Source organism: Marinobacter salsuginis (assembly GCF_009617755.1).
Classification (GTDB): domain Bacteria; phylum Pseudomonadota; class Gammaproteobacteria; order Pseudomonadales; family Oleiphilaceae; genus Marinobacter; species Marinobacter salsuginis.
The window spans coordinates 595,311-622,302 of sequence record NZ_BGZH01000001.1 but is presented as its reverse complement, the minus strand read 5'-3'; the positions used below and the strand labels follow the sequence as shown (position 1 = coordinate 622,302).

Genomic DNA, 26,992 nt, shown 5'->3' with positions numbered 1-26,992 from the left:
TTACTTCAAAACGGATGAATTGATCATGGCAGAAGCATCGAAAACTCCACGTAAGAAAACCGCTACTTCGAAAAAGACCAGCTCCGCGCCTTCGGGTATTCGCCGCGTGGCGGTGCTGGGTGGCAACCGGATTCCGTTCGCGCGGTCCAATACAGCCTACAGCAAGATCAGTAACCAGGAGTTGCTGACGTCGGCTCTGCGGGGGCTGGTGGACAGGTATGGTCTTGAGGGGCAGCGGCTGGGTGAGGTGGCTGCCGGGGCGGTTATCAAGCACTCGCGGGATTTTAATCTTACCCGTGAGGCGGTGATGAGCTGTGGATTGGCTCCGGAGACTCCGGCTTATGATATCCAGCAGGCCTGTGGCACGGGGCTGGAGGCGGCGATTCTGGTGGCCAACAAGATTGCCCTGCGGCAAATCGAGTGTGGCATCGCCGGTGGAACCGACACCACATCCGATGCGCCGATTGGCGTGGGTGAGGGGCTCCGGGAGATTTTGCTGGATTTGAACCGGGCCAAGACTGCGGGCGAGCGGCTGAAGATTCTGGGGCGGTTCCGGCCGGGGCATCTCAAGCCGGAGGTTCCTGAAAATGGCGAGCCCCGCACTGGCATGTCGATGGGCGAGCATGCCCAGGTGACGGCGAAGGAGTGGGACATTGCCCGGGAGGATCAAGATAAGCTGGCCTTCGAGAGCCATCAGAAGCTGGCCAAGGCCTATGAGGAAGGTTTCTTCAACGACTTGATGACGCCGATGGCAGGTTTGGAAAAGGACAACATTCTGCGGCCGGATACCTCGTTGGAGAAGCTGGCGACGCTCAAGCCGGTTTTTGATCGGGAAAACGGTACCATGACTGCGGCCAACAGCACGGCGCTGACGGATGGCGCGTCTTGCGTGCTGCTGGCCAGTGAGGAATGGGCCAAGGCCAACAACTATGAGGTCAAGGCCTGGTTGACGTTCTCGGAGGTTGCGGCGGTAGATTTCGTGGACAAGAAGGAAGGCCTGCTGATGGCGCCTGCCTATGCGGTACCCCGGATGCTGGAGAAGGCTGGGCTGACACTGCAGGATTTCGATTTCTATGAAATCCATGAAGCCTTTGCCGCCCAGGTCCTTTGCACTCTGAAAGCCTGGGAGGATCCGGCTTTCTGCAAGGAGCGCCTGGGTCTGGACAAGCCCATGGGTAGCATTGACCGTGACAAACTCAATGTGAAAGGCAGTAGCCTGGCGACCGGCCATCCCTTTGCGGCCACCGGTGCCCGCATTGTTGCGACTCTGGCCAAGTTGCTGGAGGAGAAGGGCAGCGGTCGGGGCCTTATTTCCATCTGCGCTGCGGGTGGCCAGGGGGTTACTGCGATTCTGGAGAGGTAGGTTTGGTTAAACCCGGAACTTTCCTTTGACAGTGTCGATCACACCCCTTATCATGCGCGCCACGTTGATCAGGGGTTCCCTGAGAAACAACCAGTTTGATGCGGGGTAGAGCAGTCTGGTAGCTCGTCGGGCTCATAACCCGGAGGTCGTTGGTTCGAATCCAGCCCCCGCTACCACTATTGAAGTCAAGCCCGCTTTTGCGGGCTTTTCTCGTTTTTACTTCCGCGTTTTCAAAATCCCTCTGGCTGGACAAATCCCGCCAGTCCCGCGTCTTCCAGCAGTCCCGCAAACCCGATCGTAGTCAGATCCATCCCCGGTGCACCGATTACCTGAACATTGAAAGGCAGGCCTTCTTGCGTTCGTCCGATGGGCACGGAGGTGGCGGGCAGCCCCAGCAGGGTGGCGAAGGCGATCCAGCAGAACTGGTCCATGTAGGCCCTTGGCTGGCCGGCGACGGTGATTCGGCGTTTGAAGACTGGGTGGGTGTGGTCATGTCGGATGGCGGTGGTTGGTGTGACCGGCGTCAGCAGAACGTCCACTTCCTGAAACAGGGATTCGATTTCGGCGCGCATTTTCTCCCGCATTTCGCTCCAGGCCATCCACTGGTACACAGGCTGGTTCACGCCCCTACCGTATTCACCAATAAATGGTGTCATCGGGCCCAGGAATTTGAGCCAGGGTTCGAGTCGCGCGATCCATTTCATTTGCCGGCGCTGCACAGGTTTCAGGGAGGTACTGAGCAGAGTGCCGAGCAGGTTGAAGTAAGCGGGCAGGATATGCTCAAGGCTCAGTAATGGATGCTTCACTTCGGTGACGAGTGCGCCCCGCTCTGCCAGTGATTTTCCCAGGGCCTGATAGCCTTCGGTGAGTTCCTGCTCTACCGGGCACAGGGGATCTACCAGCCACAAACCAACCCTAGCCTGGTCGAGGCTTTGAAGCGCTGACGGCGCCATTTGAAGCGTCCAGCTGCGTTCTTCGGCTGGCCGTGGCCCGGCAATGACTTTTAGCAAAAGCTCCAGATCCCGGGCGCTGCGCGCCATTGGGCCGCCCTCGGCCAGGTCGGGCCGGGATTGGGTGCCGGGCGGTCCGGGAATGTGGCCCCGAAACGAGACCAGGGAGCGGGTTGGCTTGTGGCCGAACACACCACAAAAATGGGCCGGTGTGCGAATGGAGCCGGCCAGGTCGCTGCCCACTTCGAGGGGCGTCATGCCAGCGGCCAGAGCAGCCGCTGCGCCGCCCGAGGAGCCCCCCGGAGTGTGAGCCGGGTTGTGGGGGTTGTTGGTGACCCCGAACAGCTTGTTGTAGCTCTGGAGGTCCGTGGCGTAGATGGGGACATTGGTCTTGCCCAGAATAATGGCGCCGGCGTCTTCCAGCTTCTGCACAACATCAGCGTGGTATTCCGGGTTGTGGTTTCTAAGGGCCGGCGCGCCTGCGGTGCAAGTCATACCAGCCACTTCCCAGGTGTCCTTGAGGGTAAGCGGCAGTCCATGGAGAGGGCCTTTCACCGCGTTAGCTGCCCGTTGTTCATCGGCCTGACGGGCGTTGGCGAGTGCCCGCTGTTCATCCAGGGTCACAACGGCATTGATAGCGGGATTGTGCTTCCGGATCTGGTCCAGAATTGCTGTGGTAAGGGCTTCGCTGGTCAGACTGCCCGCCTCCAGCTGCGCCAAAAGGTCATGGGCGGATTGGTAGTGCAGTGGCAAGTGCGATGCATCCATGGATGTTCTCTTTGTTGTTGGTTTCTGGAAAATCTCGCCGGTTCGTCAAGGCAGCTCGGACCGCCAGTGTTTCACTTTAACCTGCCCCTTGATCGCATCAATGATCTCGATAATCAGATTGATCAGTGCTTCGTTCTGGGTTTCGTCGGCTCTCACTTCGCCGGGTGTCGGCAGGAACACGTTCACGATGTCTTCAATAAAGGCGTGATTGGAGGCCGAGGCCAGGTCTTCCAGAATCTGGTGGATAACGTTGGCAACGATGTCTCCCACGGCCTCTTCCAGGGTCTCTTGAATGGTGGGGCCGACCACCGGCAGGTATTTCAGCCGCGACAGTTCAAGATTCTGCTTGAGGGCATTATCGACCCGGTCCTCCAGATAGCTGCGCAGAGCGCCGCGATTGGGTACGTAGCCCTCCTGGGCTGCCTCAGCAACGCGCTTGGAAATCCAGTCTGAGAGCATGTCCCTCCGGGGGTAGAGAATGTCCTCCTGGATCTTGTCGAATAGCGGTGAGCCGCGTCTGACCTCCTGCTGCACGCCGCTCAGAACCTTGAGCACAATGCGGTCCGAGAGCTCTTCCATAAAGGCTTCATAATAAAAATTTACGAACCGGTAGATCTTGGTGTTGGTGATATCGATGATCTTGTACTGGTGCAGGCGATAGATGATCGAGATCACCCGCAGAATACGCAGGAAACGCAGGCTTCCTACGGGAATACAGCCCACCAGGTCATACCAGTGGATGAAGGGGTAGAAGTACCAGCGGTCATACACCTTGGCCTTTATGGCATAACCCCACCGAACAAAGAACTCGGTCAGGAAGATGCTGACAAAGATCAGATCGTAAAAGATGAAGCGTTCATGAATGGGGTGGTAGGCGGACTGAATAGCGGGGGCGTGTTCTTTCAGGAGATTCTGAACCGCGACAAAGTTGTAGATCGAGTCCCAGATAATGAAGGCAAGGTTGATGATCAGCAGTCCCAGCATCAGGAAATCAATGATGAACCAGATAAGCTGGTGACTGGATTTCAGGTTTTCTCGATTTATTTTCAGCATTCGCCTGGGTCCGGTCTGTTGCTAAGTATCTGACAGGTTAGCTTATTTCGAAGCCACAAACGACTTGCCCTGGCGCCGCCTGAAGTGTGCCTGAGGGTCAACCATGGATTAACTTGACCGTCTGCCATTAAACTCCCACGCTTTGACGTAAATCCTTCTTGTTACCACCAACACTGAAATAGCCGGATGCTATCAATCTACCAAGTCGTGAATTCGGGCCGGGTCCGGCTTCTGATCCTGCTGCTCTGCTGGCTGCCGTCGTGGGTTTCTGCTCAACAGGTGGTTGTTAACGTGGAAGGTGACTATCCAGAGCTCAAATCCAACGCTGAGGCTTTCATTGGAGAGGTTGAAGGCCGAAGCGCCGGCAATCTGAGGCGATATGCCCCAACGGCTGTCAATCAGGCCCGGGAAGCCCTGCGTGCCTTGGGTTATTACAGGCCCCTGATTGACTGGCGGATAGAAGAGGGCGACTCGGACACAACGGCGACGCTCACCCTGTCCATTACCCCCGGTGAGCCGGTGAGAGTCAGCTCCCGGATCGTGGAGATACGGGGCGAGGCTGCGGCTGATGCAAGGCTTACCTCTGATCTGCCGCCACATCCGGCAGAGGGCGATATTCTCAATCACGGCGACTACGCCAACCTGAGAGACACCATCCAGACCCGTGCCCGGCGCAGGGGGTATTTCGACGGCAGGTTTGTCACTCGCACCCTGGAGGTGGATCCGGCGAGGCGCAGCGCCGAAATCACGCTCATTTATGAGAGTGGTCAGCGATATCAGCTGGGAGAGGTCACTTTCGAGGAGGGACATTGGTTCGAGATCGAGCTTCTGCGGGATTTCGTCACCTTTGAACCGGGGACCCCCTATCATGCCGACGAAATTGCGCAGCTGAACAAGGATCTGCTTAACAGCGGCTATTTCAGCAATGTCGACATCAATATTTCACCGCAAGAAGCCGAAAATGGTGTCATTCCCGTTAGCGTAGGACTGACTCGGCGCGAAGCACGCTCGGTATCGGCCGGCGTCGGTTTCTCGACCGACGTGGGTCCGCGGTTCCGCGGCACATGGCGGGAGCACTGGATCAATCCCATGGGGCACAAGCGGGGTGCGGAGACAGAGCTTTCGGTGCCACGTCAGAATCTGAGTACCTGGTACGAACTGCCTCTGGACCCGCCCATGACGGATCTGATCCGTCTGACGGCCGGATATCAGCGGGAGGATATCGAGAATGTTGAATCGGAACTTCTGACCTTAGGCCAGCAGTGGCAGCATCAGCTGGATAATGGCTGGCTCCAGGTACTCTCACTGCGTTGGGAGGGCGAACGGTTCAATATCGGCAACGACGAGAAGGGCACGAGCACGCTTCTGCTCCCGGGCGCAGGCTACTCCAAGATTCACGCGGATTCGCCCCTGGACCCTTCCCGCGGCTATCGTTTGCAGTTTGATGTTACCGGCTCGCATCGGGCTGTGCTCTCGGATGTGGATATCCTGCACGTGAATGCGCTGGTTAAGGGCTTGTTTACCTTAGCTGGTAAGCACCGATTTGTCGGCCGGTTTCAGGCAGGAGCCGTTGCCACAAACCGGTTCTCGGATGTGCCGCCGTCCCTCCGTTTTTTTGCCGGTGGCGATCAAAGCGTCCGGGGCTATGGTTATGAAACACTCTCGCCTGAAAACGAAAATGGTGTGCCGGTGGGCGGCCGTTTTTTGATGGTGGGTAGCGGTGAGTATCAGTACCAGTTTGCCGACCAATGGCGGGCTGCGGTGTTCGTCGATCATGGCAATGCCATCAATGATCTGAATGATCCTCTGGCAACCGGCGTTGGCATTGGCATTCGCTGGATCAGCCCGGTGGGCCCGTTGCGGTTCGACGTTGCCAAAGGGCTGGATCGCGAATTTGGCGGGGAGTGGCGGATTCACTTTTCCATGGGGCCCGAGCTTTGACGCAGACACCGGACAGACACGAAGACAACCAACAGGACCAGCCGGCCCGCTCACACCGGCTTCGCTTCTGGCTGATTGTATGTCTCGGGGTGTTGATCCTCGCTCCCATCTTGTTGCTGACAGCGGTTCTGCTGGCCTTGCGTTCCGAGACCGGGACCGCGTGGGTCATTGAACAGGTCCCGGGGCTGCAGGTCGAAAACGACCGTGGCTCATTGTTTGGCCAGTGGCAGGCTGATCGTCTGCAATGGCGAGGTTATGGGGTAGAGGTTATTGTTGAATCGCCTTTCGTGGACTGGTCGCCCTCCTGCCTGTTCAGGAAACAGCTTTGTGTTGACGGTCTGAAAGCAGAGACGCTTGCGGTTACCCAGTTGCCCCCGGCGGATAAATCGGGGGATGGCGGTGCAATAACGCTGCCAGGGCTCGACTTGCCTCTGGCGCTGAATGTCAGCGGCGTCCGGATGGGCCCTTTCACCTTCAATGGCAACAGGGTCTGGGACCGGCTTGAGCTGGACGCGGGCGGATCGGGTGCTGACTGGACCATCGAGCGCGCCTGGTATCGGTTGGGGGATTACACGGTTTCTGCCAACGGCCGGATAGAAACCCGACGGGACTGGCCCGTCAATCTTGAGGTCAGGGCAGAGGTTCCACCTCCCTACGGTGACCAGTGGACGCTGGATGCAACACTCTCTGGCAGCGTGCGGGATCTGATGGTGGCAGTCACGAGTCGCGGCTATCTGAATGCCAAACTCTCGGGGCAGGTCGCGCCGCTCGATCCCAGCCTGCCAGCAAGACTCAGGATAACCTCGGACCAGTTCCGGGCAACTGAGGCGCTGCCAGAGACCCTGGTGCTCAACGACTGGTCTGTGGAGGCCCGTGGCAGTCTGCAGAAGGGGTTCCGTGCACAGGGGCGAGCACGACTGCCCGGCACAACCGGCCCGGTGCAGCTGGCGCTTGAGGGCCTTGTGACCACACAGGCGGCTCAGGGCATCCGTATTGAACTGGCCACGGATAGCTCAAATGGCAGTGAACGGAATACTGTGGTGGCCAACGGACGTGTGGCCTGGAGTGAGGTCTTGGAGGCCAGTGCCGATGTCCGCTTGCGCGGGTTTCCCTGGTACACCCTGGTCCCGGGCCTTGAAGAGCCGGCGGTTACGCTCCAGTCGCTCGATGGTACGGTGTCCTGGCGAGAGGGTAGCTACCATGCGGAGCTTGAAGCAGGCGTTGACGGCCCTCAGGGCCGTGCTGATCTGTCTACCACGGTGGATGGTGACAACGAGCAAACCACGCTGACCGATCTGAGAATCAGCACTGGCGCCGGGTCGCTGACCGGAAACGGATCGGTCAACTTTGCCGGCCCGCTGTCCTGGCAGGCAGCCCTGGCCCTTCAGAATTTCAATCCGGGATACTGGGTGCCGGTTCTTGAAGCCAGCCTGAGTGGCGATGTCACCACCGAAGGGCAGCTCGGGGACGGTCCCATTCCTGCCATGAACGCCACCTGGAACCTCGAGGGTGACTGGCGTTCCAATCCTGCATCCCTCGAAGGGCGCCTTGATACCTCATCCGGTAGCTGGGAGTTGTCTGGGCTGAGTCTGGCGATCGGTGCCAACCGGGTAGAAGGACGTGGTACCTGGGGCGAGCTGTTGCGGGGCGATCTGGCCCTGAACCTGCCTGAGCCCGAGATCGTACTCCCCGGCCTGACCGGCAATCTGGAAGCGACCCTGATGGCTGAAGGAACGCCGGAGCGTCCGGTGGGAGAGTTGAGAGCGGGCGGCCAAAACCTTGCCTGGCGCGACCAGCTGACCATTGAAAACCTGAGCCTTGAGGCCGACCTGGACGACGGGCTGAGGCTCACAAGCCAGTTGCAAGCGGAGAATATAGGTGGGGGCGGTCAGGAGCTTGAAACGCTCACGCTCCAGGCGAATGGCACTCAGGGGCAGCACACCGTGAGCCTGAGGGCTGAGCATTCCGAAGCCGACCTGGAACTGGCTTTCGAGGGTGGTGCTGGTTCCGAATGGAAAACCTGGCAGGGGCAGCTATCAACCGGGGTGATAAATGTTCCGGAACAGTCGCAGCGATGGCAGTTGGAGTCACCAGCGACCCTCGCCTATGGTGCCAACGGTGAACTGACCTTTGGCAGCCATTGTTGGCGTTGGCAACAAAGCACCGTTTGCGCCGACGATCAGACATTGCTTCCGGTTCCCGATATCGCCTATCGAATCAGCCGGTTCCCAACGCTCGCTTTGGCGCCCTTGTTTCCGGAAACCGTGCGCTGGAATGCGCGGTTAAATGGCGAGATCGATTTTACCACCACGGCGGAAGGGCCGGATGGTCGCGTGTATCTTGATGCCGGTGATGGCGAATTCCAGCTGTTGGTCGATGGTGAGTGGGAAGACCTCGACTATGATGCCTTTACCACCGAGGTCACCCTCAAACCTCGGCGGGCCGATGTCGCCGTTCGTCTGGCTGGCCCCCAATTGGGCAGGTTTGAGCTGGACATGGGGCTGGACCCGAACTCCGAAAATCGCAACGTCGAGGGTTCGTTCAATTTGGAAGGGCTTGATATCGCCCTTGCAGGATTGCTGTCCGGGCTTGATGAGGTGGCGGGGAAAGTGAATGGCCAGGGTCAGCTTTCGGGCCCGTTGATGAAGCCGGCTGTGACCGGCGAATTGCATCTGGTGGATGGACGGGTTTCAGATCCCCGGTTGCCGCTGCCCATTGAGGAGATGATTGCCACTATTGAATTCTCGGGCTATTCGGCACAGATCAGCGGCAGGATCCAGAGCAATGCCCGGAGTCAGACCATCCTGGATGGCGAGGTCGACTGGCAACAGGCGCCGCGGGGGAAAATCACGATTTCCGGGGAGCGCGTACCGTTCAGTGTGGAGCCCTATGCCCAGGTTGAGGTGGAGCCGGACCTGACCCTGGTTTTCCGTGAAGGCACCCTGGAAATCACCGGGCAGGTTGCAGTGCCAAGAGGGGACATCGAGATAAAGGGGCTACCTGAGCAGGCCGTGTCGGTTTCTGAAGACGAAGTCATCGTAGGTGTTGAGAAGGAGGAACCCGTAGTTCGCTCACTGAACATGGATGTGAATGTCCTGGTGGGTGAGGATCAGGTGACGTTTTCGGCCTTCGGCGTGACAGGCGATCTCGAAGGTTCCCTCAGGATCACCAACGATATGGATACACGGGGAACACTCCAGCTGGTTAATGGCCAGTATGAGGCCTACGGTCAGGAACTCGAACTCAGGCGTGCCAGGCTCCTGTTCGTTGGCAATCTTGCTCAGCCCTATCTGGATATCGAAGCCGTGCGGCGGGTTGATACCGTGGTTGCCGGTATCCGTCTGACGGGGCCGGTGCAATCTCCGGAGACCGAGGTGTTTTCTAATCCTGATATGCCACAGACTGACGCACTGTCGTACGTAATCCTTGGTAGAGCTCCTCGAAGCCAGGGCGATGAGGGTCAGATGACGCGGGCGGCGCTTTCTTTGGGTCTGACTCAGGCCAACAAGGTGACTGGCCAGATTGGCGAGGAATTCGGCATTCGTCAGCTCACCCTCGAAGCAGAGGGCTCCGGAGAGCAGACGTCCGTAGTGGCGAGCGGCTATCTGACGGACGAGCTGAGTGTTCGCTATGGTGTCGGCATTTTCGAGCCGATCACGACCGTTGCCCTGCGATACGACTTGGGCCGATACTTCTACCTGGAGGCGGCCAGTGGTCTGGCGGCCTCCCTGGATATTTTCTACACGCGGGATTTCTGAACTCAGTCGAGTTCGAAGGTCGCGCTCACCGAAGCGCGGATTTCCCGCTCCCCCACGCTTGCGACTGTATCCGACATGGATTTGGCCTCGGCCATCATCATCGGAACCGGGCGGTGCCCGCCATTGATGTTGATGGTGACAACATCGCCGCAGGTCTGGTCGAGCTGATTGGCCACGAATTGGCACCGGGCCTTCGCGTCTGCGATTGCCCTGGCAAGCGCCTCCTGCTCCATCCCGGTCTCATCCGAGTGGAAGAACTGGTGTGGGCCCAGATGGTAATCCAGGCCCAGAGACTGGGCTTGCTGGAGGAGGGGGTTGAGCAGGTTAAGGTCGTTGATGCTGAAACTGATGGTTTGTGAAGCCACGGCCTGTTTACGAGGCTCCTCTTCCCGCTCCGGTGCAGGCAAGGTTCGGGTGTACAGGTTCACGGTGGCGTCTGAATAGTCGTTGAGTTGGTCACGGTATTTGCCAATCCCCTCCCGCCATTGCTCCATCAGCGCAGCTACACGTTCAGTAGCCTTCTGCGGCAATTCGTGCTCGGCACTGGCAGTAAACTGAAGCCTGGCGCTGTCCGGCTCGTATCGGACACTGCCTTCACCGGTGAGCGTCACCTCGCCCGCCATCGCCAGGGTTGGCACTGTGAGAGCCAGGGCAATAAGGAAACGGGATTTCAGGTTAAAACGGAGCTTGGGGTTCCTTCCGTTCATGACATTGCCTCCTTTGGCAACCGTTGATGGATCAGGCTTCGCCGGAATCCGGTTCCAGGCGCGCCAGTTTGAATCGGCGGGCGGCATCCACGAACTGGCCAAAAATGCGCCGGTGCCCACCGTGGTAAAGCAGATATTCAGGATGCCACTGGATGCCCGTCAGCCACTGACCTTGCGTGCTTTCAATGGCCTGTACAAAAAGATCATTATCCACGGCGGTTACACGCAGATTTTGGCCCAGGCGTTTGATCGCCTGGCTGTGAATGCGGTTGGCGCCGATCACAGGCGAGCGCATGGCTTGTTCAAGCCGGCTTTGCGTTACCAGTCGCACCGTTTGCAGGGGCAATAGCAGAGGCCGATGCCGGGTGTTGACCCTCAGCGGGGTCACGTTCTGGCACAACGATCCGCCATGAAAAACGTTAATGAATTGCGCGCCGCGGCAAATCCCCAACACGGGAATGCCAATGGCCTCGGCCTGCTCCAGCAGCGACTGATCGGTCGCATCCCGTTTGCGATCATAGTTTGCGGTAACCTGGGGTTCCTGGCCATATCGCTCAGGATGGACATGGGTGCCGCCGGAGAGCACCAGACCATCAAGCATGGCTACGGCCACCCGCGACCCGGGACGAATGTAGTGGGTACGAGCGCCGTGAAGACGCAATCCAAGGCTGATCAGGCGATGGGCCAGGCTTTTGCGAGCAGGACCACTGATGCCAATGGTCAGGCCGGGAACCTCAAGTTCCTGTTCGGGAAACGGCTCAGACATACCCGTTCTTGGCCAACCAGTCGTCGGTGGTTTCCTGCCAGCTGTGGGTCAGGTTATGCAGGTTGAGCTTCCGTCGCTCCCGGAACAGCCGCCGCATGTCCGCCAGGTCGTCCGGGTTGTTGGCCAATTGCTCCAGTACCACCCAATCGTTCCACACGGTAGAAAAATGCCAATCCGGATTATCGATGTCGCAATCCGGCAGCCGGTAGTGCAGAGTTGGCCGGCTCTTGATCCGCGGATCGTGAACATGGCGCTCAAGACGCTCACTGTCCAGGTGAGCAAACAGAGGCAGCAGGTCAAGCGCCCGGTTCCTGGTTGGGTTGAACTCCAGGTAGTCCTCCATCAGCTCACCAAGGTTGGGCCGGTAGTTGTCTTCCATCAAAAGCTCGGTATAGCGCCCATGCCAGGGTTCGATATAGGTGGTGAATTTGCGGCTGACATCCAGTTGATGCCGGTCTTTGAGCCAGTCGTAAAGCGCCGCGAACGCCTGGAAGTATCGAACCATTGTTTCCGGGCTGAGATCGGGCAGTTCCGGGTTCAACTGGAGGCCGAAGGCATAATAGATGGCATCCCGGCTGCCCAGAGCGCCTGCTTTCCTGAGGTCTTCAACGAGATATTCGATAGTCTCCAGGCTGGAGAAAGGCAGGGGTGGGCTGATGATTTCCAGGGGCACAACCCGTTCTGCGGCAGCATCAATCACATCCATCGCCTGGCCGCCCAGTTCCCGGATCGACTGAGGCAGGCGTTCATCGGCCAGATCAAGGTCCTTGATCGGGTCGGAATCCAGTTCCACCGTGAATTCGCCGAGTGCGGTCTCCAGCTTGGTCACGTAGCGTGACTGGAGCACCGCCGTCCCTTCAAGAAGCCTTGCGGCCAGGGTGACCAGTTCATCGTAGCCCAGACCAGACAATTCGATCTCGACACCCACGCGGCGTTCCCGGCCTTCGTTTGTCTCTCGGATATCAGGCATCCTGCAACTACTGGCTTGCGTCATGCTACTTCCTGACTTGTGAGGGCTTGAACACTAACCATATCACACCGCTGCTGATCATCATGGTTAACCCAATGCAAGAAAATCACGGGCCTGACTTTACACTGGATAAAACACTGTATATAGTCAGTTTACTGTATAAAAAAACAGGGCGCCTGAAGCAGGCTATCCGGAGCAGGCATTCCCGGACTGCGGATACTGGCACCGACCCCGATACAACGGAGTAGCTTGATGAAACTCACAGCAAGGCAGTCACAGGTACTGGATATCATACGCCGCTACGTCGATGAGACCGGCTATCCGCCAACTCGTGCTGAAATCGCAGCTGAACTGGGTTTTCGTTCGGCCAATGCTGCAGAGGAGCATCTTCGTGCGCTGGCTCGGAAGGGGGCCATTGAGATGGTGCCAGGGGCCAGCCGCGGTATCCGGCTGCCAGAGGCAGAGGAGGATCTTGGGCTGCCGGTGATCGGGCAGGTTGCCGCTGGTAGTCCGATCCTGGCCCAGGAGCACGTTGAGGATCACTGCACGCTCCAGCCTGAGTTCTTCTCGCCCTCGGCAGATTATCTACTGCGGGTCCGGGGCATGAGTATGAAAGATATCGGCATTCTTGATGGCGATTTGCTGGCAGTGCACAGCACCCAGGATGTTCACAACGGCCAGGTGGTCGTTGCCCGGGTCGGCGATGAGGTTACGGTAAAGCGTTTCCGCAAGGAAGGCTCGAAAGTCTACCTGATTGCCGAGAACGAAGAATTCGCACCCATTGAAGTAGACCTTACCGAGCAGGAATTGTTCATCGAAGGCCTGGGTGTGGGTGTTATCCGACGCTCTGATCTGCACTGATCAGTACGGATAACCTCTGATAGATTGGAAAACGGGTGAATTATGGAACAAATGAGCTTTAATCAGAATCTGGCTTACAATCCCAATGCTCTGTCCTGTTCAGTGCCGGCAACCGCCGCCCGCGAGCGACGCTCTGTCATTCGTGCCCGACGTTCTCCGGAATCCACCGAGACCAAGGTCTCTGGAAATGTGACGGAAATCATCTTGCCGGAAGGCCAGGTGGAAAACTTTCAGTTGCTGTTGCCCATGCTGACGCAGCTGAACCAGGAAAAGCGCTGGCTGGCCTGGATTGATCCGCCTCAGGCATTGGTCAGCAAGTGGCAGAAAATGCATGGGATCGTGGCTGGTGAGTTGCTAGTGCTTCGTTCAACGTCGGATTATTCCGCGCAGGAACTGGCCGAGCGAGCCCTCAGTGCAGGCACCTGCCATGCTGTGGTCATGTGGACCCGTAAACTGGGCCGCGCTGCCTTTGAGTCCCTGCAAAAAGCCTCTGCCGAAGGCAACAGCCATGGGGTCGTTCTCAGGCAGCGTTAATGACTCAGTGGAGAGTGTAGGAGGGCTGGGCGTCTGAAGCGTCCAGTTCGTCGTCTTCCCAGTCGATATCGTGGGCAACATTTCCGACCGCCTCGATACCTGCGGCGATCATTGCTTTAGCAACAGACATATCACGGTCTTCCATCATTTCCCGGGCTTCCTCCGAGAATGAGATCTTCACCAGTGGCGCACTGTCATCGTCAATGCGGCGCAGGGCGTAATCGCCGTTGGTCAGTTGCACAATTTCAAAAAACGATGGTGACATTCAGTAAACCTTCAAGTTAATCAGATCAGTGTAACCGGCAATTGGAGTGGTTCACCACTCGCTGTGCTGGTCTTCCAGATCGTCGGCAAAGTGTTTGACGGCATTCAGTGTTTTCAGCAAGGCCGCCGCGGAGCGATCCGGGCCGGTGTCGGCGGCTACCGCAATAATGTTCTCCGCGCTCACGGTTTTTTTGGTTGCTGGCGGTCGGCTCTGAGAGCGTTCCAGTTGTTCCAGATGGTTCCACCAGCTGCCTGAGCGCTGTTCCAGGTCTCTGAGCCGACTTATTTCATTCGGTTCCGGTCCGATCAGCGAGGCCAGTTCATCCAGAGTGGCAGGCTCTTCTGATTTTTTCTGGTACAACCTGGCAATCATCACCAGCAATAATTTCCGGGATCTGAGAAGTAACTCGATCGCCCCCTGGATCGCGGCTTCCCGGCGCAAAGCCTGTTCAGCTTCATTGGGGGGATGGCCTACGCCCTCGACTGTTGGTCGATCCAGTTGCCCCAGCAGAGTGCGGGCGAGAAAGAGTTTTTGCGAAACCTGCGAGTGCCATTGCGAGGCCATGGAATACCTTCAATCCCCCAGCGCGGGTGCAACCCCGGAAAATTAATGCGACAGCATACCATTTTTGGCGGCAAATTTCTTCAACTGTCTGCCAGGGGAGGTTTCACAATAAAATACAAACATTCACTTGAAACGACCGTTTGAATTTGGCAAAAAGGCGCCCGGCTGTGCGAGTTCTGATCGTTGCGGCTGCCCAACAGCATGAACTTCTGGAGGTGTAAGGGATGCGAAGCCACATCGTTGCAGGTGTCGCCCTGGTTTTTCTCGGTTTTTCCGGACAGGCTCTGTCCAAAGTCACGACCGCCGAAGCGCAGCGGCTGGGTGATGATCTCACTCCGGTTGGAGCCGAACGGGCCGGCAACAGGTCAGGCAGCATACCCGAGTGGACCGGTGGTCTTGCAACGCCCCCGGACGGCTGGCGCGAGGGGCAGGTTGAAATTGATCCCTTTCCCGAAGACGAGGCCCTCTTCGTCATAACCGCCGATAATGTCCATCTCTACCGCGACAAGCTTTCCGATGGCCATATCGCCATGCTGGAAAAGTACGGGCCGGACTTTTTCATGCCGGTCTATCAGACTCGCCGAACGGCAGCGTTTCCCGAGCACGTTTACGACAAGTTTCGTGAAAATGCGCTGACAGCTCAGTTGCTGGACAACGGTAACGGTGTTCGTGACACCATTATGACCAGCCCATTCCCGATCCCCAAAGACGGTCTGGAGGTAATCTGGAACCACATTCTTCGCTACCGCGGCGAAGAGATTTCCCTGCGTAGTGCGTCCGCAACGCCCCAAAGGGACGGTTCGTACAATCCGGTGGTAAACGATTACGACTATTTCTTTGCCTATAGTCAGAAAGGGGCGGAACTGGCGGAAATCGATAACAAGATTTTCTACCTGAAGACTGACACCATTGCACCCTCTTCGCTGGCCGGCACCATCACACTGGTCCACGAAACCCTGGATCAGGTGCGCTCGCCGAGGCTGGCCTGGCGGTATGATTCCGGCTCGCGCCGGCTTCGCAGGTCCCCAAACCTGGCCTATGAGACGGACTTGCCGAACTCATCGTCACTGCGTTCGGTTGACCAGAAAGATATGTACAACGGCGCACCCAATCAGTACGACTGGGAATTGAAAGGCAAGCGGGAGCTGTTCGTACCCTACAATGCCTACAAGCTACACGGGCCGCAGGTGGAGGCCGATGATGTGATTCGTCCGGGCCACATTAATCAGGCACTGACCCGCTATGAGCTGCACCGGGTCTGGGTGGTTGAGGCGAAACGCAGGACCGGGATCAGTCACATCTACGATCGCCGCGTGTTCTACGTGGACGAAGACAGCTGGCAGATTCTGGCATCCGAGGAGTACGATGCGGAAGGGAACCTGTGGCGTGTGTCGGAGGCCCATAATATCAGCTATTACAGTGAGCCCGTATTCTGGACTACCATGGAGATGACCTACGACCTGAAGGCGGAGCGTTACTACATTGATGGGCTGGATGATGGCTTCCCGGCGTACGATTTCAGCCCGGGGTTCCGGGGTAATGAATTTACTGCTTCCGCTGCCCGTAGAGCCGCTCGCCGTTGATCACCAAGGAGGCCGATATGGCAGACCCGCAAGCGCACCTTGATCATCTCGACCAGTTGATGGCCAGGCTTGGTCGCGCTTTGGCAGATAAAGACTGGGAAGCGATGGCCAGTCTCAACGAGAAGGTGAAGCCGGCAGTCGAGCCGCTGATGGCTGCCCTGGAAGCGGGTGAGATCGAGGCGGAGCCGGTGCGGCTCCGCTTGCAGGAATTGCAGCAGTTTATTGACGCCGCGGACGAATCCGCGCGTATTGCCCGCAAGGAAGCGGAGGACGGCCTCAAAGGTGTTAACCGTAATCGCAGCGCAGCGAAGGCCTATCAGAACGTTTCTTCAAATCGACCGAAATAGCGTCATAAAATTGACTCTGCCGCCCTTACAGTCTTAAATACCGCACAAATCCCCCAAGAGATTCGGTTGAATGTCTAAAAATAACAAAGTGCTGGTGCTGAGCGAGGATGATTCAAGACTGCGGGACATGGTCACCATTCTTGAGTTCATCGGCGAGGAACAGATCCTTGCAGGCGATGAAGCCAGGGCACTTTTGAGTAGTGGCGACGAGGAAAGCCTTTCGGACATCGCGGTCGCGGTGGTAAATGGCGAAGCTGCCGGAGTCACCGAGACCATCACCACAGTCTGCAATGCGGTTAAGGGCGTTCCTTTACTGCTGGTCGGACACCCCGAACTCTCAGGGCTTTCCGAAGATGCCGGCGCTCGCATTATTGCCCGCATGGAGTGGCCGCTGAATTACACCAAGTTTGTTGATTCGCTCTACCGCGCCCAGGTCTTCCGCGATCAGTTCAGTCGATCCCGGGAGCGAGGCCAACAGCGCGGTCTTCAACTCTTCCGTAGCCTCGTGGGAACCAGCCGCAAGGTCCAGCAGGTCCGTCAGTTAATGGAACAGGTGGCCGATAAGGACGTCAGCGTTCTGATCACCGGCGAATCCGGTACTGGCAAGGAAGTGGTTGCCCGAAACCTGCACTATCACTCTTCCCGACGGGATAAGCCGTTTGTGCCTGTAAATTGTGGCGCCATCCCCGCCGAACTGCTGGAAAGCGAACTTTTTGGCCATGAGAAGGGCGCCTTTACCGGTGCTATCACAGCCCGGGTAGGGCGCTTCGAAATGGCTGAGGGCGGTACCCTGTTTCTGGATGAAATCGGCGACATGCCTCTCAATATGCAGGTAAAGATTCTTCGGGTTCTGCAGGAGCGTACCTTCGAACGGGTGGGTAGTAACCGGACCCAATCGGCTGATGTCCGTGTGATTGCTGCAACCCACAAGCATCTGGAAGACATGATTGAGTCCGGGGATTTCAGGGAAGATCTCTATTACCGCCTGAATGTATTCCCCATCGAGATGCCTGCTTTGCGTGATCGGGTGGAAGACATTCCCCTGCTGATCAATGAGCTTATTTCCCGGATGGAAAAAGAGAAGCGCGGCTCGCTGAGGATGAATTCGGCCGCAATCATGAGTCTTTGCCGCCACGACTGGCCTGGCAACGTGCGTGAACTGGCCAATCTCGTCGAACGCCTCTCGATCATGCACCCGTACGGTGTGATCGGCGTACAGGAGTTGCCCAAGAAGTTCCGCTACGTGGATGACTACGATGAGAACCGTCCGGTCGAGGACACCGGCATGCCGTCCGGTATTCCGGGACTGGTCGGGCTGGATGCCCCTGCGTTGCTGCCGGTAAACGGCATCGATCTGAAGGATTACCTCTCGAACCTCGAGAAGCAGTTGATCCAGCAGGCGCTCGACGAGGCTGGCGGTGTCGTGGCCAGGGCTGCAGAAAAGCTGCGTATTCGTCGAACCACACTGGTAGAGAAGGTGCGTAAGTACGGGCTGAGAGAAGAGGAATCCGAGGATTCGTGAACTGGATAGTTCGCATTTTCGAGTTTTTGAGACGGCGTCAAAGGTTCGTAACCTGAGGCGCCGTTTCTGTTTTTGACCGACGTAAAATTGTCATTCGCCTCTTTCTGGATTCTCTTTCCTGCTGATATATAAAGGAAAAATTAAGTTGGCACGGTGCTGGCTTAGTGACCTGTAAACGAAGTATCCGAATCAGGAGGTCCGATCCGACGGACCGATCGGGGAGTCAGGTTATGAGTCAGGCACAGTTTGTTCTTCAGTCCGGCGCAGGCAGCGCGAAAGCCAACGCGGCGGCGGATGTAAACGACAAGGTTACGGCCCTGTTCCCGGAGCAGGACGACGCGGCGGTGGATTCCGCCCTCGAGCTGTTCAACCGTATGTCGCGACAGATTACCGACTCCTACCGAACCCTTGAGTCCCGGGTGAACCAGCTTTCCGGCGAGTTGAACCAGGAATCGCTCCAGCGTCAGCAGGAGTTGGAGGAGAAAGAGCGATTGGCAGACCGTCTGTCGACCTTGTTGAACGCACTGCCTGCGGGCGTGGTGGTGCTGGACAGCCAGGGCGTGGTGACGCAGACCAATCCCGCCGCCATTGCGCTTCTCGGGGAACCCCTGGACGGCACCCGGTGGGTGGATGTCATCCATCGCTGTTTTGCCCCCCGGCGGGACGATGGCCACGAAGTCTCCCTGAAAGATGGTCGCAGGGTCAGCATTGAGATCCGGACCATGGAAAACCAGCCCGGCCAGCTGATCCTTCTGACCGACCTCACTGAAACCCGACATCTCCAGGCGCAGCTGGCACACGCCCAGCGGCTGTCTGCCATGGGCAAGATGGTGGCATCCCTTGCACACCAGATCCGTACGCCTCTGTCTGCGGCAATTCTCTATGGTGGCCACCTGAGCCAGGACGACCTCGATGAAGAAATGCGTCAACGCTGCGCTTCGCGTCTGATGTCTCGACTGACTCACCTGGAGCAGCAGGTGCGGGATATGCTCATATTCGCCCGGGGCGAAACCCGGCTGGCAGAGGAGCTGTCTGCCGGCAAGCTGGTCTCGGCTCTGGCGTCCGCAATGGAGGGGCTCAAGCCGGCTCCCGGCGCAGAGGTGACTCTCGAGAACGAAATTTCCGGCGACTGCCGTCTCATGTGTAACCGGGACGCCCTTGTCGGCGCCTGCACCAATCTTGTGAATAACAGTCTTGAGGCCGGAGCGACCCAGGTTGCAGTTCGGGTAACCGAGGAGAACAGCGAGCTGGTTATTCGCGTTGTGGACAACGGGCCGGGGTTCGAGCACTCGGACGCGGCCCGGTTAACCGAAGCCTTTTACACAACCAAGTCCCATGGTACGGGGCTCGGCCTTGCGGTGGTGCAAGCCGTCATCAAGGCGCATCAGGGGCGGTTTTCCATTGAATCGCCAGAGCAGGGTGGCGCCATCGCTACCTTGCGCCTGCCGCAATTACGTAACAGAAACTGATCGGAGGCAACCATGGCAAAGGCCCAGATTCTGATTGTTGAGGACGACCATGACCTGCGGGAAGCGCTGGTAACCACCCTTGAACTGGCAAAATTCCGGGTGCGGGAAGCGTCAAATGCCAACGAGGCACTTCAGCGACTGGCAGAGTCCCCGGTTGATATGGTGGTCAGCGATGTCAATATGCCGGGCCTGTCTGGGCATGAGTTGCTGTCCGAGGTCCAGCGGCTGTATCCGGGCTTGCCAATGATGCTGATCACGGCCTATGGCCAGATCAGCGATGCGGTCTCGGCCATGCAAGCCGGCGCTATCGATTACCTTGTGAAGCCCTTCGAGCCACGGTTCCTGGTCGACGCTGTCAGTAAAATTGTGGGTGGCGGCCGCGAAAAAGCCAGCGATGAGCCGGTGGCCGAGGATCCGATCAGCAAGCGCATGTTCCAGCTGGCGACCAAAGTGGCCGGCAGCGACTCGACCGTCATGATCTCCGGGGAAAGTGGAACTGGCAAGGAAGTGCTCGCCCGGTATATCCATCAGCAGTCCCCACGGGCGGATCAGCCCTTCGTGGCCATAAACTGTGCCGCCATCCCCGAGAACATGCTGGAAGCCATTCTGTTTGGTCACGAGAAAGGTGCCTTTACCGGGGCTGTTGCCTCGTCGCCCGGTAAATTCGAGCAGGCCAACGGTGGCACTATCCTTCTGGACGAAATTTCTGAGATGGATCTTGGGCTTCAGTCCAAGCTGTTGCGGGTTCTGCAGGAGCGCGAAGTGGAGCGGGTTGGAGGTCGCAAGACCATCAGTCTCGATGTCCGGGTGGTGGCGACCACCAACCGCGATCTCGCAGATTACGTGCGCGAAGGCAAGTTCCGGGAGGATCTCTATTACCGCCTGACGGTTTTCCCGATGCACTGGCAGCCGCTCAGGGAGCGTCCGCTGGACATCATGCCGCTCGCCACGTCACTGCTTAAAAAGCACTGCCGAAAAATGAAGCTGACAGGAATTGCCTTCGCCCAGGACGCAAAGAGCGCGCTTATGAATCATCAGTGGCCTGGGAATGTCCGGGAGCTGGACAACGCAATCCAGCGAGCCCTGGTGCTGCACCAGGGCAATGTTATTCACGCCGGGGACCTGTGTCTGGAGCTGGGCATTACCGGGCGACCGGACCTTCGCAGCCTGGAGCCGGTTTCGTATCCTGAACCTGTTGCCAACCCGGCGGTTGACGCGGAGATGTCAGAGCCCGCCGTTTCTGCCATCAATCAGCCGCCTCATGGGCAGGCTGGAGAGCCGGAAGGCGCGGTTTCGCTCGGAGATGATCTGAGGCAGCAGGAATTCCGTATTATTATCCAGACACTTCGGAAAGAGCGTGGACGTCGCAACCGGGCCGCCGAGCAGCTGGGCATCAGTCCCAGGACGCTGAGGTACAAATTGGCCCAGATGCGCGACGCCGGTATCGATCTGGACGCCGAAATGGCCTTGGTCTGACCCCCTGCAAAACGAACTCCTTCATTGGCACCCGTCAGGGTGCCATTTTTTTATCTGTCGTCAAAAGTCCGTCAGTGATTTCTCCTGTACGACGGATGTTCTTCGTAAGTGTCTGATAATAAATATAGAAAGTTACTTGGCCTGCCAATTGCTTAATTGGGGATAACAGCACCCCAAGAGCAAGTCCGTCCCGGGGAGGGCGGAGCCAGGAGAGAGTTATGGTTCAGCGTGCCGACATCAACAGTGTTTTGTCCGATATCCGGTCCCTGCGTTCCCAGATGATGCAGAACCAGCGAATCGAACAGGATCAATCTGTTCGTGGCCGGATAGACGGTCCCCGCCAGGTTCAGGAAACCCAGGAAACGCCCAGTTTTAATGACATGCTGAGCAATGCCGTGAACACCGTGAACGACCTCCAGAAAACCGCGGGGGATCTAAGAACCGCGTACGACATGGGCGATCCGAATGTCGACATCACCCGCGTGATGATCGCCGCCCAGAAATCCTCTGTCTCCTTCGAAGCGCTGACCCAGGTACGTAACCGGGTGGTTCGGGCCTACGAAGACATTATGAACATGCCGATCTGATAACGGAGCAGAGTCATGGCCAGCGTACCTGCAGAATCCAACCCCTCCAACATGCCGGCAGCTCGCGAGGGCGACGCACCAGAGAGCCGTAGCGACCTGTTCATGGGTTTCAACCGGCTCAATCTGCTGCGTCAGATCGGTTTGATGGTGGGGCTTGCCGCCAGCGTAGCGCTGGGATTGGCGGTCGTGCTCTGGGCCCAGGAACCGAACTATCAGCCGGTAGTTGGCGACCTTTCCTCCTACAACCCTCAGGACGTGACCAGCATCCTCGACAACAGCGGCATCGACTACAAGATGGATCCGCGTACCGGCGCATTGCTGGTGCCGTCCGAGCAGGTTTACGACGCTCGTCTGAAACTGGCGGCGGAGGGTGTTACCGATCGTCAAACCATGGGCTACGAGTTGCTGGATCAGGAACGCGGTCTTGGCACCTCCCAGTTCATGGAAACCATTTCATACCGCCGCGGGCTTGAGGGGGAGCTTGCCCGAACAGTCGCCAGTATGCGCGGCGTGCGGAATGCCCGGGTGCACCTGGCAATTCCGGAGCGCTCGGTCTTTGTCCGTGATGCACGCGATCCGTCGGCTTCGGTATTCCTCGAAGTGTTTGCCGGCCGCCGGCCGGAGCAGGAGCAGATCAACGCCATTGTGAATCTTGTTGCCGGCAGCGTACCCATGATGAGCAAGGAACATGTCACCGTCGTCGACCAGAACGGCAATCTGCTGACCGGCAAGGAGAGTCAGAGCACCGCCGACCAGATGGCGGATCAATATGAATACACCGCGAAGGTCGAGGAGCGTCTGACCCGCCGGGTGGCGTCATTGATTGCACCGATTGTGGGTGATGGCCGTTATCGCGCGGAAGTTTCGGCAGATCTGGACTTTTCCTCGGTGGAGCAGGCGGAAGAGCTGTTCAACCCCGAACAGCAGGCGGTGCGCAGCGAGCGGGAACTCACCGAACAGCGTGCAGCTGGCGCCCAGGGCGGCATCCCCGGAGCGCTGGCGAATCAGCCCCCGGCCGATGCCACTGTTCCGGAACAGGCCGCCGGTGCTGATGGCGAAGAGGCTGCGCCCCAGCCGGTGAACGTGCGTCGTGAGTCAACGCGGAACTACGAGATGGATCGTACTGTCAGCTACAGACGCCAGGAACTGGGACGAGTGAAGCGCGTCACTGTTGCTCTGGCGGTGGATGATATGAAAGTGGTTGATCCCCAGACCGGCGAAGTCAGCTACGAACCCTGGCCGGAGCAGGAACTGCAGCGTCTGAGCATGCTGGTGCGGGATGCGGTGGGGTACTCCGCCGCCCGGGGAGACAGCGTTACGGTAATGAATACCGCGTTTGCACCGGAAGAAGCGGTCGAATTTGAGGCCCCGGCCTTCTGGGAGCAGCCCTGGTTCTGGGACCTGATGAAGCAGGTGCTGGCAGGTCTGGTCATTCTGGTGCTGGTGCTTGGCTTGTTGCGTCCCACGCTCAAGAGCCTGTCGGGTGGTGGCCAGCGCGAGCGCGGTCTGGATTCTGGCAGCGGTGGCGGTTACGGTGGTCTTGACGATATCGAGGGCGGAGATGAGTTACGCAAGGCCATGTCTGCTCAGGATGATCTGCTTTTGCCGGGTGCCACAGACGGCTATGATAGGCAGCTGAACGCATTGAAAGGTCTGATTGCCGAGGATCCTGCGAGGGTCGCACAGGTAATGCGCCAGTGGGTGAATGTCGATGACTGAGCAAACCAATCAACAGGGTGGCGGTGAGGCGAAGAAGCCACAGCGGAAGATTCCGCGTGTGGAACAGGCTGCGATTCTGCTGATGTCACTGGGCGAAGCGGACGCCGCTGAGATCCTCAAGCATATGGGGCCAAAGGAAGTTCAGCGTGTGGGCGTGGCCATGGCCCAGATGAAGGACGTCAGCAAGGACGAAGTTACCTATGTGATGAATCAGTTCGTTGACGCCGTGGGCGGCCAGACCGGTCTGGGTGTTGGTAATGATGAGTACATCCGCACGATGCTGACCCAGGCGCTGGGAGATGACAAGGCATCGAGCCTGATCGATCGCATCCTCATTGGTGGCAACACCACGGGCCTTGATACCCTCAAATGGATGGAGCCCCGTGCAGTGGGCGACATCATCCGCTACGAGCACCCGCAGATTCAGGCCATTGTCATTTCCTACCTGGATCCGGATCAGGCAGCCGAAATTCTTGGTACCCTCGACGAAAAAGTGCGCCTTGACGTCATGATGCGGGTGGCGTCTCTTGAGAGTATCCAGCCCCAGGCGTTACAGGAGCTCAACGATATTCTGGAGAAGCAGTTCTCTGGCGGTGCCGCCTCCCAGACCAGCCGTATCGGTGGTGTCAAACGCGCAGCCGACATTATGAACTTCATGGATCGCAGCATTGAAGGCAATCTGATGGATTCCATCAAGGATATGGATCCGGATCTTGCCAGCACCATTGAGGATCTGATGTTCGTGTTCGACAACCTCAAGGAAGTGGACGATCGCGGTATTCAGGCGTTGTTGCGGGAAGTATCCTCGGAAGTGCTGGTGGTGGCCCTCAAGGGTGCTGACGAGGAGGTCCAGGAGAAGATCTTCAAGAACATGTCCAAACGTGCTGCGGAGTTGCTGCAGGATGATCTTGAGGCCAAGGGGCCGGTCAAGGTCAGCGAAGTCGAGTCGGCCCAGAAGGACATTATTACCATTGCCCGCCGTATGGCCGAGGCCGGTGAAATCTCCCTCGGCGGGGCCGGCGAAGAAATGATGTAATGAAAGATTCCAGCCGAGACGTCAATCGTATTCCCAAGGAGCAGCTGACCGCCTATGAGCGCTGGGAGTTGCCCTTGCTCGATGCCCGTGGCAATGAAGTGCCCCGGGAGGAGGAGCGCGAGGTCAAACCCCTGACGGCAGCGGACATCGATGAGATTCGTCAGGCCGCCCGTGAAGACGGTTTTAAAGAGGGGCGGGATCAGGGTTACGAGGACGGTCTGAGGGCCGGGAAGGAAGAAGGGCACCGGGAAGGACTGGAAACCGGCCTGGCAGAGGGCAGGGAACAGGGCCAGACCCAGGGGTACGATGACACCCGCAAGGAGATCGACGCCAAGCTCGACCGGCTTGAGCATTTGCTGGGTGAGCTGCTGCAGCCAATCAAGCGGCACGAAGACGAGCTGGAAACCTCTCTGGTGAACCTGACTACGGTTCTGGCGAGGGCCGTGGTCTACCGCGAACTGACCATCGACTCCTCCCAGATCCGGCATGTCGTTCGCCGTGCCATGGAAGCCTTGCCCTCCACTGCCGACAATATCCGGATCCATATAAATCCCGAAGACTGTGAGATGGTCCGCGAGGTGACCGCGCGTCTGGATGCCTCTGCTTCAGTCATTGAAGACGCCAGCATTCTACCTGGTGGTTGCAAGGTAGAGACCCGTCACAGCCTTGTGGACTTCACCGTCGAAAAACGCTTCCAGCGGTCGGTTCAGAGCATGCTGGACCAGCAGATGAACGACAGCGAGGGCGGAGAAACCGAAGAGCTGGATTCGATGATGGAAGACCTGACCGGTTTCCACCGGGACGTCCTGGATTCTCAGGATGCCGGGGATTCCTCGGGTGATTCGAAGCCGGCGCAAGATGAAGGTGACGGTGATGACCTCGAACCTCGCTGACCGTCTGAACCGCTTTCAGGGCTTTCTGGGCAACGAACCGGAGCCGGAACTCTCGGGCCGATTGACCCGAATGGTCGGTCTGACACTGGAATGTGTCGGCTGCCCCATGGTTGTCGGTGACCGCTGCGTGATCTTCGGCCAGAACACCGGCAATGTTGAAGCAGAGGTGGTGGGTTTCGAGGATGACCGGGTTTACCTGATGCCGCTCACTGCCATTGAAGGGCTCAAGCCCGGTGCCAGGGTCGTGCCGCTCTCCGCCGCCAGCCGAGTTCCGGTCGGGCCCCAGTTGCTCGGTCGGGTTGTGGATGGCAGCGGTGAGCCTCTGGACGGAAAAGGGCCCTTGCAGGCCGAAGCCCGCGTAGCGCTCACAGGCGATATCATCAACCCCCTGAATCGTGCGCCGGTGCGCCAATCGATGGATGTAGGTATTCGGGCAATTAACACGTTGATGACCGTCGGCCAGGGTCAGCGCCTGGGTCTGTTCGCCGGCAGCGGCGTGGGCAAGAGTATGCTCCTCGGCATGATGACCCGCTTTACCGATGCCGACATTACGGTCGTGGGCCTGATTGGTGAACGGGGCCGCGAGGTAAAGGAATTTATCGAGGATATCCTGGGCGAGGAGGGGCTTTCACGCTCGGTGGTGGTGGCCGCGCCCGCCGATGACTCCCCCCTGATGCGGCTGCGCGCCGCCATGCTGACCACCCGGATTGCCGAATATTACCGGGACCAGGGCAAGCGAGTGCTCCTGCTCATGGATTCCCTGACCCGTTACGCCCAGGCCCAGCGGGAGATCGCGCTTGCTGTGGGCGAGCCTCCGGCGACCAAAGGCTACCCACCCTCGGTGTTTGCCAAGCTGCCCCAGTTGGTGGAACGAACCGGCAACGGTCGCCCCGGGGGCGGCTCGATTACCGCCTTCTACACCGTGCTTACCGAGGGTGACGACCAGCAGGATCCGATCGCCGATGCCGCCCGTGCGATTCTGGACGGCCACATTGTATTGTCCCGTCGGCTCGCCGAAGAGGGCCATTACCCGGCCATTGATGTGGAAGCGTCCATCAGTCGGGTGATGCCCCAGGTTACCGAGACCGAGCATTTTTCCAGAGCCCAGCGTTTCAAACAGGTGTACTCCCGGTATCAGCAGGCCCGGGACCTGATTTCCGTGGGCGCCTACGTGAAGGGCTCCGACCCGGAGACCGATTTTGCCATCACCCACATCGGCAATATGCGCCAGTTTTTGCAGCAGGGGCTTAACGAGAGCGCCCCGCTGAAAGAGAGCATTGAACAGTTGCTGGCTGTTGTGCCGGAACGTCGTTCCCCCGAGCGGCGCAAGTCGGCAGTTCCCAATCCGGCTGCCGGCGCGACCGGCGGTGATGCCTGATGCTGCGATCCCGGCGACTGGAGGTGGTTCTTTCCCTGGAAGAACGCAAGGAGCAGGAAGCACTGGAGCGAATGGGGGAGGCCCGAAAGCTGGCCGAACAGCAGCGCGAACAGGTGCAGAACCTGAACCGTTACCAGCAGGAGTACCGGGACCAGATCCGCAATAGCCAGCAGGGCGTGGTGCAGGTGTCCCGTCTACAGGCCTGGCAGGCCTTTATTGCGCAGCTGGACCAGGTGATACGGCAGCAGCAGAAGCAACTGGAGCAGGCCGAACAGGTCTTTGAGGCACGCAAACATGAGTGGCAGCAGGCTTGGGAGCGGCGTCGCGGCATGGAAAAGTACATAGAAACCTGTCGGCAACAGGAGCAAAAAGAGCAGGATCTTCGCGAACAAAAGCTCTCGGATGAGGCGGCCGGGCGGGCCTTTACTCGCCGTCAACGCTGAATCTTGCTCCACATCAAGCAAAAACGGATGCAAAGTCAG

At 58.4% G+C, this 26,992-nt stretch carries 23 protein-coding genes and 1 tRNA gene; 17 read left to right on the top strand and 7 right to left on the bottom strand.

Going from position 1 to position 26,992, the window contains the following annotated elements:
• Window positions 1–25 precede the first annotated feature (25 nt).
• Window positions 26–1,363 (top strand): acetyl-CoA C-acetyltransferase, encoded by a 1,338-nt coding sequence (locus GJU83_RS02840; protein ID WP_153633630.1) that lies wholly within the window; start codon window positions 26–28, stop codon window positions 1,361–1,363.
• 99 nt (window positions 1,364–1,462) lie between these two features.
• Window positions 1,463–1,539: transfer RNA gene (locus GJU83_RS02835), tRNA-Met, on the top strand.
• 54 nt (window positions 1,540–1,593) lie between these two features.
• Here the strand turns inward: GJU83_RS02835 and GJU83_RS02830 are convergent.
• Complete coding sequence (locus GJU83_RS02830; protein ID WP_153633629.1) at window positions 1,594–3,081, bottom strand: amidase family protein; 1,488 nt, start codon at window positions 3,079–3,081, stop codon at window positions 1,594–1,596.
• Between the two features lie 45 nt (window positions 3,082–3,126).
• The gene (locus GJU83_RS02825) at window positions 3,127–4,134 is read right to left on the bottom strand and encodes a hypothetical protein (protein WP_153633628.1); all 1,008 of its coding nucleotides are present in this window, start codon (window positions 4,132–4,134) and stop codon (window positions 3,127–3,129) included.
• A gap of 186 nt (window positions 4,135–4,320) precedes the next feature.
• Here GJU83_RS02825 and GJU83_RS02820 point away from each other — a divergent pair, with 186 nt between their 5' ends.
• A complete protein-coding gene (locus tag GJU83_RS02820; protein WP_174805003.1) occupies window positions 4,321–6,075 on the top strand; it encodes an autotransporter assembly complex protein TamA in 1,755 nt (584 codons plus the stop codon).
• Window positions 6,072–9,833 carry a translocation/assembly module TamB domain-containing protein gene (locus tag GJU83_RS02815; RefSeq protein WP_228715147.1) on the top strand — a complete coding sequence of 1,254 codons (3,762 nt, stop codon included), beginning with the start codon at window positions 6,072–6,074 and terminating at the stop codon, window positions 9,831–9,833. Before GJU83_RS02820 ends, GJU83_RS02815 begins: the two co-directional genes overlap by 4 nt.
• 2 nt (window positions 9,834–9,835) lie before the next feature.
• Here GJU83_RS02815 and GJU83_RS02810 read toward each other — a convergent pair whose 3' ends face one another.
• The 3 genes from GJU83_RS02810 to GJU83_RS02800 are packed head-to-tail and all read right to left on the bottom strand — an operon-like array spanning window position 9,836 to window position 12,300.
• Window positions 9,836–10,540, bottom strand: a complete 705-nt coding sequence (locus tag GJU83_RS02810; RefSeq protein ID WP_153633627.1) for an SIMPL domain-containing protein — start codon at window positions 10,538–10,540, stop codon at window positions 9,836–9,838.
• Between the two features lie 31 nt (window positions 10,541–10,571).
• The gene (locus GJU83_RS02805) at window positions 10,572–11,306 is read right to left on the bottom strand and encodes a gamma-glutamyl-gamma-aminobutyrate hydrolase family protein (RefSeq protein WP_069183169.1); all 735 of its coding nucleotides are present in this window, start codon (window positions 11,304–11,306) and stop codon (window positions 10,572–10,574) included.
• Window positions 11,299–12,300: an amidoligase family protein gene (locus GJU83_RS02800; RefSeq protein WP_153633626.1), complete on the bottom strand. Its 1,002-nt coding sequence runs from the start codon at window positions 12,298–12,300 to the stop codon at window positions 11,299–11,301. Before GJU83_RS02800 ends, GJU83_RS02805 begins: the two co-directional genes overlap by 8 nt.
• A 225-nt stretch (window positions 12,301–12,525) precedes the next feature.
• Here GJU83_RS02800 and lexA point away from each other — a divergent pair, with 225 nt between their 5' ends.
• A complete protein-coding gene (lexA, locus tag GJU83_RS02795) occupies window positions 12,526–13,137 on the top strand; it encodes a transcriptional repressor LexA (RefSeq protein WP_174805002.1) in 612 nt (203 codons plus the stop codon).
• Between the two features lie 42 nt (window positions 13,138–13,179).
• Complete coding sequence (locus GJU83_RS02790; protein ID WP_153633625.1) at window positions 13,180–13,671, top strand: cell division inhibitor SulA; 492 nt, start codon at window positions 13,180–13,182, stop codon at window positions 13,669–13,671.
• 4 nt (window positions 13,672–13,675) lie between these two features.
• On the opposite strand, the gene GJU83_RS02785 is transcribed toward GJU83_RS02790, so the two are convergent.
• Window positions 13,676–13,936, bottom strand: a complete 261-nt coding sequence (locus tag GJU83_RS02785) for a hypothetical protein (RefSeq protein ID WP_008177453.1) — start codon at window positions 13,934–13,936, stop codon at window positions 13,676–13,678.
• Between the two features lie 51 nt (window positions 13,937–13,987).
• The gene (locus GJU83_RS02780; protein WP_069183173.1) at window positions 13,988–14,500 is read right to left on the bottom strand and encodes a DUF6586 family protein; all 513 of its coding nucleotides are present in this window, start codon (window positions 14,498–14,500) and stop codon (window positions 13,988–13,990) included.
• 224 nt (window positions 14,501–14,724) lie between these two features.
• Here GJU83_RS02780 and GJU83_RS02775 point away from each other — a divergent pair, with 224 nt between their 5' ends.
• The 11 genes from GJU83_RS02775 (at window position 14,725) to fliJ (ending at window position 26,953) form a co-directional block, all read left to right on the top strand.
• Window positions 14,725–16,083 carry a DUF1329 domain-containing protein gene (locus GJU83_RS02775; protein ID WP_136631534.1) on the top strand — a complete coding sequence of 453 codons (1,359 nt, stop codon included), beginning with the start codon at window positions 14,725–14,727 and terminating at the stop codon, window positions 16,081–16,083.
• A 17-nt stretch (window positions 16,084–16,100) separates the two neighbouring features.
• Window positions 16,101–16,430 (top strand): SOS cell division inhibitor, encoded by a 330-nt coding sequence (locus GJU83_RS02770; protein WP_153633624.1) that lies wholly within the window; start codon window positions 16,101–16,103, stop codon window positions 16,428–16,430.
• Window positions 16,431–16,500: 70 nt separating this feature from the next.
• Window positions 16,501–17,952 (top strand): sigma-54 dependent transcriptional regulator, encoded by a 1,452-nt coding sequence (locus GJU83_RS02765; RefSeq protein WP_153633623.1) that lies wholly within the window; start codon window positions 16,501–16,503, stop codon window positions 17,950–17,952.
• Between the two features lie 230 nt (window positions 17,953–18,182).
• Complete coding sequence (locus tag GJU83_RS02760; protein WP_153633622.1) at window positions 18,183–19,421, top strand: sensor histidine kinase; 1,239 nt, start codon at window positions 18,183–18,185, stop codon at window positions 19,419–19,421.
• A gap of 12 nt (window positions 19,422–19,433) precedes the next feature.
• The gene (locus GJU83_RS02755) at window positions 19,434–20,897 is read left to right on the top strand and encodes a sigma-54-dependent transcriptional regulator (protein ID WP_153633621.1); all 1,464 of its coding nucleotides are present in this window, start codon (window positions 19,434–19,436) and stop codon (window positions 20,895–20,897) included.
• Between the two features lie 218 nt (window positions 20,898–21,115).
• Window positions 21,116–21,484: a flagellar hook-basal body complex protein FliE gene (gene fliE, locus GJU83_RS02750; protein ID WP_069183179.1), complete on the top strand. Its 369-nt coding sequence runs from the start codon at window positions 21,116–21,118 to the stop codon at window positions 21,482–21,484.
• A 15-nt stretch (window positions 21,485–21,499) separates the two neighbouring features.
• Window positions 21,500–23,203: a flagellar basal-body MS-ring/collar protein FliF gene (fliF, locus tag GJU83_RS02745; protein WP_136631529.1), complete on the top strand. Its 1,704-nt coding sequence runs from the start codon at window positions 21,500–21,502 to the stop codon at window positions 23,201–23,203.
• On the top strand, window positions 23,196–24,239 hold the full coding sequence (gene fliG, locus GJU83_RS02740; protein WP_153633620.1) for a flagellar motor switch protein FliG: 1,044 nt from the start codon (window positions 23,196–23,198) through the stop codon (window positions 24,237–24,239). Before fliF ends, fliG begins: the two co-directional genes overlap by 8 nt.
• A complete protein-coding gene (locus GJU83_RS02735; RefSeq protein ID WP_136631527.1) occupies window positions 24,239–25,132 on the top strand; it encodes a flagellar assembly protein FliH in 894 nt (297 codons plus the stop codon). Before fliG ends, GJU83_RS02735 begins: the two co-directional genes overlap by 1 nt.
• Window positions 25,113–26,510 (top strand): flagellar protein export ATPase FliI, encoded by a 1,398-nt coding sequence (gene fliI, locus GJU83_RS02730; RefSeq protein WP_153633619.1) that lies wholly within the window; start codon window positions 25,113–25,115, stop codon window positions 26,508–26,510. Before GJU83_RS02735 ends, fliI begins: the two co-directional genes overlap by 20 nt.
• Window positions 26,510–26,953: a flagellar export protein FliJ gene (fliJ, locus tag GJU83_RS02725; RefSeq protein ID WP_153633618.1), complete on the top strand. Its 444-nt coding sequence runs from the start codon at window positions 26,510–26,512 to the stop codon at window positions 26,951–26,953. The genes fliI and fliJ overlap by 1 nt, the downstream gene beginning before the upstream one ends.
• Window positions 26,954–26,992: the final 39 nt, after the last annotated feature.